Source organism: Microbacterium cucumeris (assembly GCF_058349845.2).
Window position 1 is genome coordinate 175,243 of record NZ_JBYRIZ020000006.1, and the last position, 18,094, is coordinate 193,336.

Below are 18,094 nucleotides of genomic sequence, written 5' to 3' on the forward strand. Positions count from 1 at the left end.
TATTGAAGTGCCCCTCTGTCCCGAACCGGAAGACGACACGATGGCACGCACGACGACGACCGCCTCAGAGCCTCGACGCGGACGGCGTTCGATCCTCGCCCTCTTCGCCACCGGGATGCTGGCGGTGACAGCCGCCGGTGGGACGCTGCCGGCCTCTGCCGCGACGACCACGACGTGGGCGACCTGGGCACCCCTCTCCGGGAGCGCCAACGCGTACACCACGGACATCTCCTTCGTGGACCGCCCGGCGCTGAGCGCGAGCGTCACGAGCGACTCCCGAGCCGGGCAGGTGGGCGTGATCTCGGGCGCCTCGACCTGGCTCTCGGAGGGGACGCCCGTGGGCGCGAAGTACGGCACGAGCCGGAACAGCCCGTACCTCAACCTCCGGCCGAAGGCCGACAACGCCTCCTCCCCATCCACCACGACGTACTCGTTCGACCGCCCGACCCCGGCATCCGGCTGGGCGTTCGTGCTCGGCGACATCGACGCCGACGCGGTCCGTCTGTCCGGCGTGACCGCATCGGGGGCCGCGCTGACCGCCGCCGACCTCGGCTTCCAGGGCGGTTTCAACTACTGCGCCGACGGCGTCGCCGGCAAGCCCTCCTGCACGGGGGCGGCCGACGACGTGCCGACCTGGGATCCGGACGCGCTGACCCTCACGGGCAACGCCGCGGCCCTCGACACCTCGGGTGCTGCGGCCTGGTTCGAGCCGACCGTCGCGATCTCCTCGCTGACCGTCGAGTTCACGCGCCGCTCCGGCTTCCCCGTCTACCAGACGTGGTTCACCATGCTCGCCCGCGACATCACCGGGACCGTGTCCGACACGGCCGCCGGGGACCCGGTTCCGGGTGCGACCGTGACCCTGGTCGACGCGAACGGCTCCGTCCTCGGGACGACGACGACCACGGCGGACGGCACCTACCAGTTCCCCGGCCAGGTCGCCGCGGACGGGTACACCGTGACGGTGACGCCTCCCGCCGGGAAGATCGCCGTCACTCGCTCCGGCACTGCGGACCTGCGGACCGCCGATGCCGCGGTCGATCTCACCGTGCGCGACATCGTCCCGGTGGCGGTGTCGGGCACCGTCCTCGATGAGGCGGGCGACCCGATCCCCGGGGCCACGGTCACGATCCCGACGGATGACGGCCCTCTGACCACCACGACCGGGCCGGACGGCACCTACCTGTTCGACGAGGTGCCGGTGGGAACGTGGCAGGCCGAGATCACCGTGCCCGACGGCTACACGCTGAGCGAGGGCCCCGGGCCCTTCACGGTGCCGGCGGGGGACGAGACGCCGATCGAGGGCCAGGACTTCGTGCTGGCCGAGAATCCCTCCCTGTCCGGCCAGGTGACGGCGGCCGGGGTCGGGGTCCCCGGCATCACGCTCCAGATCGACGGGCCGAGCGGTCCGCTGACGACGGTCACGGACGCGGACGGCAACTACGCCTTCCCGCGCCTGGACAGCGGGGACTACGTCGTGCGCATCGTCCAGGAGGACGTCCCGGCGGGGATGTATGTCTACACCGCATCTCGCTCTCATCCGGTCGGGGACGAAGACGTGGTCGACGCCGACTTCGCGCTCGGCCGGTTCGGCACGGTCGCCGGAACCGTCCGGGACGACTCGGGCGCCCCCGTCGAGGGCGTCCCCCTCACGCTGACCTCCGTCGGCGGGCAGGAGACGCTCACCACCGACGCGGAGGGCGCGTACAGTGCGACGACGCTGCGCAACGGCCGCCACACGGTCGAGGTGACGGCCCCCGAAGGGTACGAGATCTCGGGCCCCGCGACGATCACCGTGACGGTGACGGACGCCGGTGAGGTGTACGTCGAGCAGGACTTCACGCTCATCGCGGTCGACCCCGGCGGAGCCGACGCGGATGCCGACGCTGACGGCGGGGACGCCGACGCGGGCGGCTCGGCGGACGCCGGCGGCTCGGATGCCGACGCCGCCGGTGCGGCGGACGGCTCCGGTGGCGACGCGGAGGGCGCGGGCGCGAACGGCGGATCCGACGACCTCGCGACGACCGGATCGGCGCTGCCGATCGCCCTGCTCGCCGTCGGCGGAGCCGCCCTCGCGGCGGGTGCCGCTCTGACGCTGCGCGGAAGGCGCGCCGCCGGCCGCTGATCCCCCGGGGTCCCGCTGGTGCCATGATGAGTTCCAGCGGGGCCGGGGCCGGCCCCATCAGGAGGCCGCCATGTCCGACAAGATCGCGACGGTCCCGGGGCTCGTCGAGCGCGCCGGCATCGAGATCATCCCCGAGTCCGACCGCACGGCGAGACCGCGCGACCTGTTCTGGCCGTGGTTCGCGGCCAACGTGTCGGTCTTCGGGATGTCCTACGGCTCGTTCGTGCTCGGCTTCGGCATCTCCTTCTGGCAGGCCACCCTGGTCTCGGTGGTCGGGATCGTCGTGTCGTTCCTGCTGTGCGGTCTGATCGCGATCGCCGGCAAGCGCGGATCGGCGCCGACCATGGTGCTCTCCCGCGCGGCGTTCGGCGTGCACGGGCAGAAGGTCCCCGGCATCGTCTCGTGGCTGACGTCGATCGGCTGGGAGACGTTCCTGGCGATCATGGCCGTGCTCGCGACGGCGACCGTCATCACGCAGCTCGGCGGCGACGGCGACAGCGTGGGGCTGAAGATCGTCGCGACCGTCATCGTCGCGGCGCTCATCGTCGCGGCATCCGTGCTGGGCTATCACACGATCATGAAGCTGCAGTCGGTGCTCACCTGGATCACCGGCGTCGTCACGATCGTGTACATCGTCCTCGCGGCGCCGAGCATCGACCTGGCGACCGTCATGGCACTGCCCGCGGGCAACCTCGGTCAGGTGACAGGCGCGCTCGTCATGGTCATGACCGGGTTCGGTCTGGGCTGGATCAACATCGCGGCGGACTGGTCGCGCTACCAGAAGCGCACGGCGTCGGACGGCGCGATCGTGGCCTGGAACACCATCGGCGGATCCGTCGCCCCGGTGATCCTGGTGCTCTTCGGGCTGCTGCTGGCAGGGTCCGATCCCGAACTGAGCGCGGCGATCGCCGCCGATCCGATCGGGGCCCTGGCGACGATCCTGCCGACCTGGGTGCTCGTGCCGTTCCTGCTGACCGCCGTGCTCGCGCTGGTCTCCGGCGCGGTGCTGGGCATCTACTCCTCCGGGCTCACGCTGCTCAGCCTCGGCATCCGGATCCCCCGTCCGTCCGCCGCGGCGATCGACGGCGTGATCCTGACGATCGGGACGATCCTCGTCGTGTTCTTCGCGCCCGACTTCCTCGGGCCGTTCCAGAGCTTCCTCATCACGCTCGGCGTGCCGCTGGCATCCTGGGCCGGCATCCTCATCGCGGACATCCTGCGGCGCAGGAGGGACTACGACGAGGACGCGCTGTTCGACAGCCGCGGCCGGTACGGGTCCTGGGACTGGACCTCGATCGGCACCATGATCGTCGCGAGCGCGATCGGATGGGGACTCGTGGTCAACACCTTCGCCGAGGCGGCTCCGTGGAACAACTGGCAGGGCTACCTGCTGTTCCTCGTCGGCGGACGTGACGGCGAGTGGGCATACGCGAACCTCGGCGTCTTCTTCGCGCTCGTGCTGTCGTTCCTGGTGACCTGGTTCGCCAGGGCCGGGAGGATCCGGCGTCAGGAGCAGGCGTGAGCGACTGGCTGGTCGTCATCGATCCTCAGGCCGTCTTCGCCGCACGGGATTCGGAATGGGGGTCGCCGTTCTTCGACGAGGCCATGCCGCGCATCCGCGCGCTGGCCGAGGCGTTCGGAGACCGCGTCGTCGTGACCCGGTGGCTGCCGACGGCGGACCGGTCGACGTCGTGGGGCGACTACTTCGCGGCGTGGCCGTTCGCGGATCGCCCGGCGGACGACGCGCTGTTCGACCTCGTCCCGGCGGCCGCCGGGCTGTCCCGGCATCCGACGGTCGATCTGCCGACGTTCGGCAAGTGGGGTCCCGAGCTCGAGTCCGTCGTCGGCCGAGGCGCACGCGTGGTGCTCTGCGGGGTCTCGACGGACTGCTGCGTGATCTCGACGGCGCTGGCGGCGGCGGATGCCGGGGCGCACGTGACCGTCGCCGCCGATGCCTGCGCGGGATCGACGGCGGAGAACCACGCCGCGGCGCTGCAGGTGATGGGGCTCTATCCGCCGCAGATCGTCGTCACGGACACGGCAGACGTGCTCGCCGGGCGCTGAGCGGCTCCCGTCAGGCTGCGCGCGTCGCGGCGACGAGTTCCGCGGGGCGCCCCTTCCAGGGCGCCCCGTGTCCGGGGAGGATCCACGACGCCTGCACCGCACTCAGGCGGTCCAGCGACGCGTTCGCCTCCGCGGCGTCGTCGGTGAACGGCGCCGGCTGCGCGCCGGCGCGCCCGGTGAGCACATGGCGCGTGGTGAGCGCGTCGCCGACGAACACGGCGTCCACCGCGGGGATGTGCACGGCGACACTGCCGGGCGAGTGTCCCGGCATCCCGATGATCACCGGCGCGCCGGGCAGGTCCAGCACGTCGCCGTCTGCGACCTCGACGACCTCCGTCAGGAACTCGGGCTTCATGCCCTTGCGGATCCCGTAGGCGAGAAAGCCGAGCGTCGGACCGATCCTGGCCGGCCCCATCGGGGTCTTGGGCTTCTCGCCGGTGCGGGCGCGATGCGCGTCGGCGGAGTGGACGAAGATCGGGACGCCGGTCTCACGGCGCAGTCGCTCGGCGAAGCCGATGTGATCGCTGTCGCCGTGCGTGAGGACGAGCCCGCGGACGTCCGAGAGCGGGCGCCCGATCGCGGCGAGCTCCTCCTGCAGATCGCGCCAGTGCCCGGGCAGCCCCGCGTCCACGAGCGTGATGCCCTCGGGAAGATCGATGAGATAGGACGCGACGATGTCGTTTCCGAGACGGTGCAGCTGCGGGGCGATTTCCATGACATGTCCTTCCAAGACCGGGCATGGCTACGATACGTAGCTATGATGGCTAATGTCAATAGCCATCATCAGGAGGACGGAATGCCGACACCGGAACGCACCACGTACGCGGACATCGTCGCCGCGGGACGCTCGATCCTCGAGGCCGCGGGTTTCGAGGGGCTCACGATGCAGGCCGTGGCCGCCCGGGTCGGCGTTCGACCGCCGTCGCTGTACAAGCGGGTGCGCGACCGGGAGGCGCTCGTGGCGGCGATCGCGGAGTCCGCGATCGATGACCTCACCGGCCGTCTGCACTCCGCAGGCGGCGACCTCCCCACCCTCGCCATCGCCTACCGCGCCTTCGCGCACGCCTTTCCGGAGAGCTTCCGGCTGATCTTCACGACCGCCGCGCCGCAGGCCGCCCTGCGGCGCGCGTCCGAACCAGTTCTCGACGCGTGCGCTGCACTCGTCGGCGAACAGGACGCCCTCGAGGCCGCTCGGCTGTTCACCGCCTGGGCGACTGGGTTCCTGCAGATGGAGCTGGCGGGCGCGTTCCGCCTGGGAGGCGACGTCGACCGCGCCTTCGCCTACGGCCTGCATCGGATCATCTCGAGCCTGGAGGGCTGACATTGCGCCCCATGACTCCCGCATGCGGTAAGAATATGTCCGTGCGGTGAGCCGTGGTCCGGTGCCGATCACCGCTGGGGAGGGAGCCCTGCAGTGATTCGCGTGCCCGAAGATGCCGGGACGGCCGCCGTCGCCGGCGTCGTCGATCGTCCCCGCCTGTATCGGATCCTGGACGCCCCGGGCATCCGGCTGTGCGTGATCCAGGGACCGAGCGGGATCGGCAAGACCACTCTGCTGCGCAGCTGGGCGCTGCAGCAACCCGACGACCAGCCCCGCTCCTGGATCGCCCTCGGGTCGGGGATCGGGAGCCGGCAGGCGTTCTGGCAGCACGTCGTCGCGACCGCTCGCCGACTGGGAACGCTGCCGGAGGAGGCGGCGGGCCGGGTCGGGGGCATGCTCGGCGACGGCGCCGATCCCGTGGACGTCGCGATCGATCTCCTCACCGGCGCCGGTGCCGTCACCCTGATCCTGGATGCCTACGAGCACCTGGGCGACGCGATGGCGGAGATCGATCAGGATCTCGTACGGCTCGTCGCCGCCGTGCCCGCCGTCCGCCTGCTCATCACGACCCGATCCCATACCGCCCTGGCGGAGCTCGCTCTCCAGGATGCCGGGGCGACACGGATCATCACGATGACGGATCTCGCCTTCACCGAGGACGAAGTGGGCACCCTCATCGCGGAGCAGACCGGGGTCGATGATCCCCGCATCGTCCGCTCCATCCTCCGCTCCACGCACGGGTATGCGCTCACCGTGCGCGCCGCGACGCTCGCGCTCGCGCACCTCGGCCGCATCCCGCATGTGGGGACGATGGAGTGGGATGCGGTGATGGCCGCCAAGCTCGAGGCACAGCTGCCCGACCCCGAAGCCGTGCGGTTCGTGACAGCCGCGAGCGTGCCGCCGTACGTCGATGTCGAGCTCGCAACACGCTTGACCGGCCATCTGGACGCCGGGGCGGTGCTCGACATGCTGGAACGGAACGGCTTTGGGCGCTGGATTCCGTACGCGCGCAACCGGCCCGTGTTCCAGCTCGTCGAGACGATCCGTGACTCCTTCCGATCGCGGGCGTCCGATGACACCGAGGGGTTCCTCACGTCCTGCGTCACCACCGCCCTGTGGCTGCGGGAGAACGACGACGTCGACCAGGCGCTGCTCTTCGCGATCGAGGGCCGCGCTTTCGACCTGGCCGATGGCATCTACGTGCAGGTCGTCACGACGAATCCGGACAGCTACATCACCGACCGCTTCCTTCCCTCGCTGCGGACCGTGCCCGAGACCGTTCTTTCGGAACGACCGATGCTGGCGTTCGGGCTGGGGCTCGCCCTCACTGCCCACCCTCTGCTGCGATCCCAGGCTCCGCGCATCTTCCGCATCGCCGTGGAGTCCTCGGCACGTCCGTCGTACATCGAGCCCTCGGTCGACGCGTTCACCCTCGCCGCCATGCGTGCCATCGCCCGCCGACTGGCACTGTCGTTCCGCGACTCCGCGGAAGCCGGCATCCCGGCGGCACGACTGATCGACGAGATCGATCCCGCTGTGCTCGCGCACGCCGGCGATCACGTCGGGACCGTCCTGCGCCAGTTGAGCTACAGCCTCTTGCAGGGAGGACGGATCGAAGAGGGGCTCGCCGCGATGACCCGCTCCGTGACGCTGTGCACGAGCCAGACCGCACGGAACTACTCGATCGCCTACGCCGCCGGAGGCGCCGCGTTCACGGGAGACCTCGTGCATGCGCGCTCGCACCTCGCGGCCATCGACCGGGACGCCTGGCCTCAGGAACTGCGCCGCTCGTACATGACGGGACTCGGCCTCGTCGCCGAAGCGTACCTGCTCCTCGACGCGCTGGATTTCGCAGCCGTGATCGACCTGCTGCGCGGCATCGACACCTACATGCCGCTCGCGGAGTTCTGGCCGTTCCACACCGCCGTCTCCGTCGTGGCTCGGCACGGACTCGGGCAGGGCAGAGCTGCGGCCGATCGCGTGACCGCAGCCCTGGCGGCGCCGTTCCCGCCGCCAGGGGTCGGCGACAACGTGGCGACCGAGCACCTCCTCGCCGTCCTCGCCCATGTGCGCGTCGTCGTGGGCGATGCGCGTTCCGCAGCGGGGCTGCTGGACGGGCAGCCCACGGACAGCGTCCATCTCGCGAGCGCCCGGATCGCGGTGCTCCTGGCCGCCGCCCAGGACGCCGCAGCGCTGCGCGAGGCGCGCGCCGCACTCGAGTTCCCGGAGCACACCGCACGCACACAGGCGGCGACCCAGACCTTCGCCGCCGTCGCCGCGCTTCGGCGGGGCCAGGATGCGGACGCCTGGGACTGGCTGGGATCGGCATCCGTGATCGCCGACACCCACGGGGCGCGAGCTCACGTCGCACTGCTGCCCGTCCACGACCGGTCGCTGCTGGTCGACTTCGCCCGCAGACGGGGATCGACGCATCTGCAACGCTATCTCGACGTGCCCTCGCTCGCCGCCTCCCCTCGCTCGTCGCCGTCCGTCACGCTCACGCCCAGGGAGGGCGCCGTGCTGGAGGCGCTCGCCGAGCACGGCAGCATCCGCGAGATCGCGGCAGCCCTCGTCGTCTCCCCGCACACCGTCAAGACGCAGCTGCAGGGGATCTATCGCAAGCTGGGCGTGTCGTCACGGCACTCTGCCGTCGCCGTCGCGCGCGACCTGGGCCTGCTGGGTTCTCGCCCGCATCGGGTGGATTAGTCCCGGTACCAATTCCGCGGCATCCCGGGTGAAACGTGTCATCCGCACTGTCGTCGCCTCCGTCGATCACGCCAGAGTCGTCAGGTAATCGAACCAGGGGGAGGCCTGACGTGACATTCATCACACGTGCGACAACGTCATCATCAGCGCACCGGACAAGAAACGGACGAGCCGCCGCTGTGGCGGTGCTGCTCGCCGGAGCCGTGGGGATCGGCGGCTCGATCGTCGCGGCGTCGCCGGCATATGCGGCACCGATCCACGAGATCACCGGCGAATGGCTCAGCCCGCCGGCCGAGATGAAGTCCGGCGACCCCGTGGTCGCCGACTGGCGGGTCAACGTGAATGACGACGCGCAACCGCCGACCAACGAGCCGGTCGAGAACGTCATCGCGACCTTCCAGATCACCAACGGCGAGTTCGCCGAGATCCCGGACATCTGCCTCACCGAAGGCGTGGATCCCGTCTCTGCCGTCTCCGAGGACGGGCTCGTCCTGACCTGCAACCTCGGCACCGTCGACATGGGCACGGCCGTCGCAGTGCAGACCCCGGTGCTCGCGGACGGCCCGACGGGAAGCGAGCTGACTCTGGGCGGAGAGATCGACGGGCAGGCCGTCGATCTCGATCCGATCCCGATCGTCAACCCGTTCCTCATGGACGTCGACGTGACGAACCCGCCGGCCCGCGCGCTGTGGGACGAGGACCGAACCACCATCACGATGGACTTCCCGTGGACCGTCTACCTCGGACGCAACAGCGACCAGGGTCCGGCTGATGTGACCTACCCGCTGCGGATGACCTCGTCGACGGGATCACCGATCTCCATCGGCACGAGCTTCGACACGACGACTCCTGGGGGCGGGTGCCTGCCGCGCCATTCCGGCAACGGCAGTCATCCGCTGACCGTGGGGGCCACCGCTGACGAGGACCGGCTCGCCCCCTTCGTCGGATCGTGCGAACTGGTCGAGGTCGACGCCGCAGCCGGTCGCTGGGATCTCGTTCTGACCGGACTGGACTACTCCCTCGAGCAGGTGCCCACCCTCTCGGGCGACGGCAGGGCGCTCCCCGTCGACCGCAACGCGATCGCGACAGGAACGCTGTGGTTCCAGGTCGACACGGTCGAGGCGGGATCGCTGCGGATCGATGTGCTGCCCGTGACATACACCGCACCGGGCGGCCAGACGATCGCCGACGACGTCGCGAACAACACGACCGACAAGGCGTACACCCGCGCAGGCTCGTGGACAGCGGCCTGGAACCGCACGTACACGGACAGCGGCGGCACCAGCTGGGACGACTCGTACCGCGTCGCGCCGGGCACGCTCGTGAACCAGCTGGTGAACAACAATCACCGCACCTGGGCGCCTCCGGGTTCGACGCTGCCGTTCGGGAACTGCCTCGCCCTCGACACACGATGGGTGAGCTTCGAATCCGCGGACGTGCGCAATGTCGCCGATCCGAGCGCGCTGCCGATCGAGTACTACACCGGCGACAGCCCGTTGCTGGACCCCGAGAACGACGCGTACGATCCCGACGTCTTCGACTGCGGCACCGCGTCCGGATGGAGCACCTCGGCGCCGGCCGACCTCTCCGAGGTCCGCGCCGTGCGGGTGATCTACCCGTTCACCGAATACGCGAGCACTCCGAATCTGAACGCGCCGATCCAGTTGTTCGCCTTCACCCGCATCTCCGAGGACGCGCAGCCCGGCCAGGACATCTGGATGTTCGGGTCGGTGCTCCGCGGACAGGGCGAATGGGTCGGGCCCGACGGCGGGAACTCCCTCACGCCGACCCCGGACGCCCGCTACCCCGACACGAACGGACGCCGCGACATCCTGCGCATCGCCACGGTGTTCCCGGCGATCGAGAAGGACGTCGAGCGCGCGACCGTCGTCGCCGGGGTCCCGGTGGAGTACACGCTCACGTACTCCGGCAACGGCACCGGCATGGTCCCCGAGAGCGTGGACGACTACGTGATCGAGGACAGGCTGCCGGCCGGCATGTCGTACGTCCCCGGATCCGGCGACCCCGAACCCCAGTCGGTGGAGCTGGTGGACGGGCAGTACGTGCTGCGCTGGGTGCTCGACGGCGTCGAGACGAACACCGAGCACGAACTGACGTACGAGGCCGTCGCCGACAGCAGCATCGCTCCCGGTCAGCAATTGACGAACACCGCCGTCGCCGAATACGGACCCAGCGCATCGCAGCCGGCCGATGCGACCGTCACGACCTCGAGCAACGGCTACACCACGATCCTGAAGACCAGCGACGTGGACTACATCCGCAACGACGCCGGCGACGGCGTCGGCACCGGATCCTGGACGGTCGAGATCGAATCGCACGATCCGTTCGACCAGGACTTCACCGACACCATCGACATCCTGCCGTACAACGGCGACGGCCGCGGCACGTCCTACTCCGGCTCGTATTCGCTGGACGAGGTGGTCGCGCCGGATGACGCCACGGTGTACTACACCGACGTCGACCCCGAGACGCTGTCCTTCGATCCGGCCGACGCCTCCAACGGCGCCGCAGGTGCTCCCGACGGGAACACGGTGGGCTGGACCACGACGAAGCCGGAGAACCCGACCGCCGTCCGTGTGATCGGCGGCACGCTCGAACCGGGCGGATCGTTCTCCTTCCAGGTCGTCATCACGACGGACGGCGCCCAGCCCCGCGACACGTACGTGAACAGCGCCCAGGCGCGCGCGGAGCACACCACCCTGGTGATGCGCACGTCGGCCTACCTCGCGATCACCGACTACACGGTGGAGAAGACCTCGAACCCGCGCGGCGAGACGGTCGTTCCGGGGCAGGTCGTCGAGTACGAGGTCACCGTCACCCAGCAGGGAGAGGTCCCCGCGGGCGCGGTGTTCTCCGATGACCTGTCGGACGTCCTCGACGACGCCACGTACAACGGCGACGTCTCCGCCAGCATCGGCACGGCGACGATCACCGGTGACCGGCTCGCATGGGAAGGAGAGATCCCCGTCGGCGGGACCGCGACCATCACCTACTCGGTGACGGTGAAGTCCACGGACCTGATCGAGGCCGAGGGCGACTGGATCCTGCAGAACGTCGTCAGTTCTCCGGGCTGCCAGTCGGAGGGCGATTGCCGCCCGCCGCACAACCCGGTCGGCGACTTCCGCTTCTCCAAGACGTCCGATCCCGCGTCCGGTTCGGACGTCGTCATCGGCGACGTCGTGGAGTACCACGTGCAGGTGACCCACATCGGCGAGGCCGCAGTCCCGGGCGCGAGCCTGGTGGACGATCTGACCCAGGTGCTCGACGACGCGGAGTGGAACGACGACGCGGCCGCCAGCGCCGGTGAGGTGGAGTACGCCGACGGCGAGCTCACCTGGACGGGGGATCTCGCAGTGGGGCAGGTCGTCGACATCACCTACTCGGTGACGGTCACCGGCTACGGCGACTGGCTGCTGTCGAACCTGGTGACCGACGGCTGCGCCGAGGGCGATGACGACTGCGTGCCGCCGCCCCCGCCCGGACGCTGCGTCCCCGCCCCCGATGAGAACCCCGACTGCCGCACCGAGCACCGGATCGGCGGCTACGAGATCTCGAAGTCGTCCGACCCGGTGACCGGCTCCGAGGTGCAGACCGGTGACACGGTCGCGTACACCGTCACGGTGACCCACGTCGGGGAGGCATCCGTCCCGGCTTCCTTCACGGATGACCTGAGCGACGTGCTGGACGACGCGATCTGGAACGACGACCTGGCGGCCTCGGCCGGCGAGGCCGCCTTCGAGGGGAGCGAGCTCGCGTGGTCCGGCGACCTGGGCGTCGGAGATGTCGCGACGGTCACCTATTCTGTGACCGTCGTCCCGGAGGGGGACCTCACGCTGCGGAACGTGGTCGCACCGCCGCCCGGCATCCGCTGCGTGCCGACGGAAGGTCAGGACGAGGCCTGCACCACCGAGCATCTCAAGGGACGATTCGAGTTCTCGAAGACCTCGGACCCGGCCCCGGGCTCTGAGGTGCACGAGGGCGACATCGTCACCTACACGGTGACGGTGGCGCAGGTGGGGCCCGCGGCGGTCGCCTCGGCCTCGGTCGTGGACGACATCTCGGCCGTCCTGCCCGTCGCCTCGTGGAACGACGACGCGAAGGCCTCCTCCGGCACGGTGACCCGCATCGGGGACGAGGTGCGCTGGACGGGCGATCTGGCCGTCGAACAGGTCGTCACGATCACCTACTCGGTGACCGTCGGCGATGAGCAGGATGCCGAGTTCCGCAACGTCGTGACCAGCGACGATCCGCGCGGCACCTGCGTCGACGCCGCAGACGGCAACCCCGACTGCGAGACCGCGCACCGCACCCCGGGTCCCGGCCTCGCCGGCACGGGCCTCGAGCTCTCCCCCTGGGTGCTCGCGTCCGCGACGGTGCTGCTGGGCGGCGGCCTGCTCGTCCTCCTGTCGTCGCGGCGGCGGCGCATCCTCGCGCAGATCGAGGATCACGACGACCAGTCCTGAGGACCGCATGTCGTGATCGAACGGCGGATGGGGCACCCGAGGCCTCATCCGCCGTTCTCCCGTGACATCTCATCATTGTGACGCCCGCCAAATCCACGTAATATCTCGGGCATGAGCACCGAGAACGAGCGCACGCTCGAGGACGGCATCGTCACCGACCTGCGCGACAGGATGACCTACGGCTCCTACCTCGAGCTGGATCGGCTTCTGGATGCGCAGCATCCGGTCAGCGACCACCACGACGAGATGCTGTTCATCATCCAGCACCAGACGACCGAGCTCTGGCTCAAGCTCGTGCTGCACGAGCTGTCCTCCGCGCGGGATCTTTTCGCCGCGGACGATCTCCGCGAGGCCCTCAAGCGCATCGCGCGCGTCAAGCGCATCCAGGACGTCATGACGCAGCAGTGGTCGGTGCTGGCGACGCTGACCCCGACCGAATACGCGCAGTTCCGCGGATCGCTGGGCAACTCCTCGGGCTTCCAGTCCGTCCAGTACCGCGCGGTCGAGTTCGCCCTCGGCAACAAGAACGGCCGGATGCTCCAGGTGTTCCGCGACCATCCGGAGAACCTCGCGCTGCTCACGGCGGAGTACGAGCGGCCCACGCTGTACGACGAGTTCCTGCGCTTCGCCGCACGGCGCGGACTTCCGGTTCCCGCCGAGATCCTCGACCGCGACGTCCGCGAGCCCTACCGTCCGCAGCCCGAGCTCGTTCCCGCCATCCGCCTGATCTACCAGGACCCGCAGACGCACTGGGACCTGTACGAGGCGTGCGAGGATCTCGTCGACCTCGAGGACAACTTCCAGTTCTGGCGCTTCCGGCACCTCAAGACCGTGACGCGGACGATCGGTATGAAGACCGGGACCGGCGGTTCGACGGGTGCCGCGTTCCTGCAGCGCGCCCTGGAGCTGACGTTCTTCCCCGAGCTATACACGGTGCGCACCGAGATCGGCGGCTGAGGTGCCGGCCTTCCGGCAGGTGCCCGGCGGACTGGTCTGCGGCGGGTTCACCGACCACCACGTTCACCTGCAGCTGGTGGACGCGACGGCCCTCGCGACCTCCGTGCTCGGCAGGGTCGTCGATCTCGGCGGGAATCCGGCCGTGCTCGCCGATCTCGCCGGTCGCGCTCCGGCGGCGCAGGCACGACCGCGGATCGACATCGCGTTCGCCGGGGCCTTCCTCACCGCGCCCGGCGGCTACCCGTCCGACCGCGCCTGGGCCCCCGCCGGTTCGGTCCGCGAGATCCCCGACACCGATGCCGCGGCCTCCGCCGTGTCCGAGATGAGAGCCGCCGGCGCTTCCGTCATCAAGGTCGTCGCCCACAGCACGGCGGGCCCGATGCTCTCGGACGCACTGTTCGCCACCGTCGTCGACATCGCCGCGTCGTACGGACTGCCGGTCGTCGCGCACGCCGAGGGCGCCGGCGAGGCGCAGCGTTCGGCTCGCCTCGGGGCACGGATGCTCGCGCACGCCCCGTTCAGCGAGAGCCTGACCGAGTCCGAGATCGCCCAGCAGGCGGCATCCGTCGAGTGGATCTCGACGCTCGCGATCCACGAGGACGAGACCTACCGGATCGCGGTCGACAACGTCCGCCGGTTCCACGCCGCGGGCGGCGTGGTGCGCTACGGCACCGACATGGGCAACGGGCCGACGCCGGTCGGGCTGAACCCGCGGGAGATCGCCGCTCTGCGCGAGGCGGGCCTGGACGACGCCGCCCTCCTGCGCGCCCTCGCACCGCAGGACCCGGCGGACCCGGCATCCCGCCTCCTCCTGCTCCCCGGCGCGACCGCCGAGTCCGCCGATCCGCTGCTCGCCCGACCGCTCGCTCCCGAAGACCTGGAGGCCCTGAGATGACCGATCTGCTGACCCTCGCCCGCGACCTCGACGCCGCAGACCCGCTCGCCCCTCATCGGCGCGCCTTCTCCGAGGCGCCGGGCGTGCGCGCGTACCTCGACGGCAACTCGCTCGGCCGGCCGCTCGCCGCGACCGCCGACCGGATCGCAGGCTTCATCCGAGACGACTGGGGAACCCGCCTGATCCGCTCGTGGGACGAGCAGTGGATGCAGCTGCCGCTGCAGCTGGGCGATCGCATCGGCCGTGCCGTCCTCGGCGCCGATGCGGGACAGACCGTGGTGGCCGACTCCACCAGCGTGCTCATCTACAAGCTCCTGCGAGCGGCCGCAGGGTACGACCGTGCGCGGACGGAGATCGTGATCGAGGCGGGCAACTTCCCCACCGACCGGTTCCTCGCCGAGGGCGTCGCCGCGGAGTGCGGCCTCACGCTGCGCTGGCTGGAGCCGGATGCCGTGACCGGCGTGACGGGCGAAGATCTCGCCACCGTCCTGTCGGAGCGCACCGCACTGGTGTGTCTCAGTCACGTCGACTACCGCTCTGGGGCCGTCGCCGACATGCCCGCGATCACCGCTCTCGCGCACGAGGCGGGCGCGCTCATGATGTGGGATCTGTGCCACTCCGTCGGCGTGATCCCGATGCAGCTGGACGCCTGGGGCGTGGACCTCGCCGTCGGCTGCACCTACAAGTACCTGAACGGCGGACCCGGCTCCCCCGCCTTCGCGTACCTGCGCCGCGGGCTGCAGGGGATCCTGCGGCAGCCGATCCAGGGCTGGTGGAGCGCCGAGGACATCTTCGCGATGGGCCCGGAGTACGTGCCCTCCCCCGACATCCGGCAGCTGCTCAGCGGAACCCCTCCCGTGGTCTCGATGCTCGCGATGCAGGACATGCTGGGCCTCATCGAGGAGGCCGGGATCGAGGCGATCCGCGCGAAGTCCATCTCCCTCACCGATCTCGTGGTGCGCGCCTACGACGAGGAGCTGGCGCCGCGCGGGGTCCGACTGCTCAGCCCGCGGGATGCCGCCGTGCGCGGGAGCCACGTGTCGATCGGGCATCCGGACTTCCAGCGCGTGACGCAGCAGCTGTGGACGGACGGCGTGATCCCGGACTTCCGCTTCCCCGACGGCATCCGTCTGGGGCTCTCCCCGCTGAGCACCTCGCACGTCGAAGCCGTCACGGGGGTCCTCGCGGTGCGGGACGCCCTGTGAGCGAGGCCATCGCGCCCGTCGCAGCGGAACTCGCGAGCGAGGACGACTTCGATGCGCGCCCCGGCAGCACCGTCTCGCTGCTGCGCACGATCGTGGGACTGTACCTGCGTCCGCTCGGCGGCTGGATCGCCGCCGCCGACCTGGTGCGGCTAGCCGACGATCTCGGCATCCCGGAGTCCCGGGCGCGCACCGGGATCGCCCGGCTGAAGCAGCGCGGGCTGCTGCAGGCCGAGCGCGCGAGCAGGGCGGGGTACCGCCTGAACCCGACGGCGCTGCGGATGCTGGAGCGCGGCGACCGCCGGATCTTCGCCGTGCGCCGCATGGCACCCGGCGACGCGTGGTGCCTGATCTCCTTCTCCGTGCCCGAGTCCCGGCGCGACGTGCGACATCGGCTGCGACGACGGCTGCAGTGGATCGGTGCCGGCCTCGTCTCCCCCGCGCTGTGGATCTGCCCGGCGTTCCTGCAGGACGAGGCCGACGAGATCCTCGTCGAGCTCGGCATCCGCGACTCCGCCGTGCTGTTCCGCACCGAGACGCCGCAGGTCGCCGGTCGGCTGGCGGACGCCGTCGGGCAGTGGTGGGACCTGGCGGCGCTGCGCGCGGAGCACGAGGCGTTCCTGTCGGCGGTCGCGGAGCTTCCGGATGCCGCGACCGACCGCGACGCGTTCGCCGCGTACGTCCGGCTCATCGACGCGTGGCGCGTGATCCCCTATCTCGACCCCGGCCTGCCCGCCGGCCTGCTGCCCGCGGACTGGCCGGGCGAACGCAGCTTCACGGCGTTCGCGACGCTGTCCGCCGCACTGGCCGAACGCGCCCGCGCGCACGTCGGTCTCCCGGACTGACTCGGGCTCGGACTCGGACACCGGCTCGCCGCCGCGGCGCCCACCGTAGGATGGTGCCGAACGCATCGGCGGACCGGACGGGAGCAGCATGTCGACACCGCGTCGCTTCCCTGCGGCCGTCTACCGCCACGGCGAGGAGCCCGATCCCCGCTTCACGCTCGCGAACGAGCGCACGCTGCTGGCCTGGATCCGCACGGCGCTCGGCCTGATCGCGGGAGGCGTGGCGCTCGAGGTGCTCGGTCTCGACCTGCATCCGCAGCTGCGCCTGGCTGCCTCGCTCGTGCTCATCGTCGCCGGGATCGCGACGCCCGTGCTCGCGTGGCTCGGGTGGGTCCGCGGCGAGCGCGCCATGCGGCTCTCCGCACCCCTTCCCGGGTCGCTGCTCGCGCCGGTCGTCGCGGTCGCAGTGACCGTTGCCGGCGTCCTGGTGCTCATCGCGGCGCTGCTGTGACGCGATACGATCCAGGACTTCAGCCGGAGCGGACGCAGCTCGCGTGGCGCCGCACCGCCCTGTCGATCGCGGTCGTCTCGCTGATCGCGGCCCGGGCGCTGCCGATGATCCTCGGCTCGGTCGTTTGGGTCGTCCCGGGGATCGCGGGTGTCGCGGCATCCGGGCTCCTCTGGGTCCTCGCCGCGCGCCGCGCCCGCGCGATCGACCGCGCCCTGTCTCCCGTCCCGCACCCCGATCGGATGCCGGACGGAAGACTGATCGTCGCCCTCGTCGGGTTCACCGCCGCGGCCGGCGCGCTCGCACTGATCGTGCTGCTCGGCGTCGCGCGCTGAGGCGGCGCACCCGTCGAGCGACCGGGTTCAGCCGGCGATCTCGCGGAGGAACGCCGCGACGTTCTCCTGCAGCTTCAGGATCCGCAGATCCCGGGCGGTCTCGCGGTCGTACCCCTCGTATGCGAGCGGCGGCAGCAGCCGCACGGTGCGGGAGCAGCCGAACTCAGCGCACACGAGGGTGCCGATCGTGTCGCCGTTGCGGCCGCGCGGACCGGCCAGGCGCGCGGCGTAGAACTGGACGTCGTTGCGCAGCGTGACGTCCTCGCACCACGTGCACTGCGCCCGGGTCCGGATGCGCTGCTCGGCGCGCTGGAGCAGCGCCCCGGTGAGGACGCCGTCGACCTCGGCCACGATGCAGGCGCGGCGCGGATGCTTGGCGTCCACCCAGCCGAGATAGTCGAGGCGGTCGAAGTCGAGTTCGGCGAAGCCGGCGGGCAGAGTCAGAGTGGCGGCCTCCTTGCGGGAGGCGTTGAGAAGGGAGGCGCGGATCTCGCGCTCGTCGATGGGACGCATGATGAGGTGCTTTCGGATGGCGGCCGCGTGCGGCCTGCGGAAGGTTCAGGTCTCGGCATCCGCGCAGAGGGATGCCGGGTACGACGGTGCGCCGGGGACGGGGGTTCCGCCTCCGGCCGGTCCTCAGCCTCTGCCGCCGGCGCGGAGCGCGCCTGCGGCCACCTTCCGCGCCCTGAGGGCGCTCGTCATGAACAGCACC

The 18,094-nt window shown here is 70.7% G+C and carries 14 protein-coding genes; 12 read left to right on the forward strand and 2 right to left on the reverse strand.

Annotated features, from left to right (window positions below):
* Positions 1-40 precede the first annotated feature (40 nt).
* The 3 genes from AC3RXZ_RS16075 (at position 41) to AC3RXZ_RS16085 (ending at position 4,189) form a co-directional block, all read left to right on the forward strand.
* Positions 41-2,125 (forward strand): MSCRAMM family protein, encoded by a 2,085-nt coding sequence (locus tag AC3RXZ_RS16075; RefSeq protein WP_491494680.1) that lies wholly within the window; start codon positions 41-43, stop codon positions 2,123-2,125.
* A gap of 70 nt (positions 2,126-2,195) precedes the next feature.
* Positions 2,196-3,647, forward strand: a complete 1,452-nt coding sequence (locus AC3RXZ_RS16080; RefSeq protein ID WP_491494681.1) for a purine-cytosine permease family protein — start codon at positions 2,196-2,198, stop codon at positions 3,645-3,647.
* Positions 3,644-4,189 (forward strand): cysteine hydrolase family protein, encoded by a 546-nt coding sequence (locus AC3RXZ_RS16085; RefSeq protein WP_491494682.1) that lies wholly within the window; start codon positions 3,644-3,646, stop codon positions 4,187-4,189. The genes AC3RXZ_RS16080 and AC3RXZ_RS16085 overlap by 4 nt, the downstream gene beginning before the upstream one ends.
* Positions 4,190-4,199: 10 nt before the next feature.
* Here AC3RXZ_RS16085 and AC3RXZ_RS16090 read toward each other — a convergent pair whose 3' ends face one another.
* Positions 4,200-4,904: an MBL fold metallo-hydrolase gene (locus tag AC3RXZ_RS16090; protein WP_491494683.1), complete on the reverse strand. Its 705-nt coding sequence runs from the start codon at positions 4,902-4,904 to the stop codon at positions 4,200-4,202.
* 81 nt (positions 4,905-4,985) lie between these two features.
* Between AC3RXZ_RS16090 and AC3RXZ_RS16095 the strand changes: the two genes are divergently transcribed.
* The 9 genes from AC3RXZ_RS16095 to AC3RXZ_RS16135 all read left to right on the forward strand — a co-directional run bounded on the left by AC3RXZ_RS16095 (position 4,986) and on the right by AC3RXZ_RS16135 (position 17,382).
* The gene (locus tag AC3RXZ_RS16095) at positions 4,986-5,510 is read left to right on the forward strand and encodes a TetR/AcrR family transcriptional regulator (protein WP_491494684.1); all 525 of its coding nucleotides are present in this window, start codon (positions 4,986-4,988) and stop codon (positions 5,508-5,510) included.
* Between the two features lie 102 nt (positions 5,511-5,612).
* The gene (locus tag AC3RXZ_RS16100) at positions 5,613-8,216 is read left to right on the forward strand and encodes a helix-turn-helix transcriptional regulator (RefSeq protein WP_491494685.1); all 2,604 of its coding nucleotides are present in this window, start codon (positions 5,613-5,615) and stop codon (positions 8,214-8,216) included.
* Between the two features lie 179 nt (positions 8,217-8,395).
* Positions 8,396-12,700 carry a DUF7927 domain-containing protein gene (locus AC3RXZ_RS16105; RefSeq protein ID WP_491494686.1) on the forward strand — a complete coding sequence of 1,435 codons (4,305 nt, stop codon included), beginning with the start codon at positions 8,396-8,398 and terminating at the stop codon, positions 12,698-12,700.
* A 111-nt stretch (positions 12,701-12,811) separates the two neighbouring features.
* Positions 12,812-13,657, forward strand: coding sequence for a tryptophan 2,3-dioxygenase (gene kynA, locus AC3RXZ_RS16110; RefSeq protein ID WP_491494687.1), 846 nt, complete (start codon positions 12,812-12,814; stop codon positions 13,655-13,657).
* Position 13,658: 1 nt separating this feature from the next.
* Positions 13,659-14,552 (forward strand): amidohydrolase family protein, encoded by an 894-nt coding sequence (locus tag AC3RXZ_RS16115; RefSeq protein WP_491494688.1) that lies wholly within the window; start codon positions 13,659-13,661, stop codon positions 14,550-14,552.
* Positions 14,549-15,757, forward strand: a complete 1,209-nt coding sequence (locus AC3RXZ_RS16120) for a kynureninase (protein ID WP_491494689.1) — start codon at positions 14,549-14,551, stop codon at positions 15,755-15,757. The genes AC3RXZ_RS16115 and AC3RXZ_RS16120 overlap by 4 nt, the downstream gene beginning before the upstream one ends.
* Complete coding sequence (locus AC3RXZ_RS16125; protein WP_491494690.1) at positions 15,754-16,599, forward strand: PaaX family transcriptional regulator; 846 nt, start codon at positions 15,754-15,756, stop codon at positions 16,597-16,599. Before AC3RXZ_RS16120 ends, AC3RXZ_RS16125 begins: the two co-directional genes overlap by 4 nt.
* A gap of 88 nt (positions 16,600-16,687) precedes the next feature.
* A complete protein-coding gene (locus tag AC3RXZ_RS16130) occupies positions 16,688-17,050 on the forward strand; it encodes a YidH family protein (RefSeq protein ID WP_243229669.1) in 363 nt (120 codons plus the stop codon).
* Positions 17,047-17,382, forward strand: coding sequence for a DUF202 domain-containing protein (locus tag AC3RXZ_RS16135; protein WP_491494691.1), 336 nt, complete (start codon positions 17,047-17,049; stop codon positions 17,380-17,382). Before AC3RXZ_RS16130 ends, AC3RXZ_RS16135 begins: the two co-directional genes overlap by 4 nt.
* Before the next feature lie 27 nt (positions 17,383-17,409).
* On the opposite strand, the gene AC3RXZ_RS16140 is transcribed toward AC3RXZ_RS16135, so the two are convergent.
* The gene (locus AC3RXZ_RS16140; RefSeq protein ID WP_243229667.1) at positions 17,410-17,895 is read right to left on the reverse strand and encodes an FBP domain-containing protein; all 486 of its coding nucleotides are present in this window, start codon (positions 17,893-17,895) and stop codon (positions 17,410-17,412) included.
* Positions 17,896-18,094 lie beyond the last annotated feature (199 nt).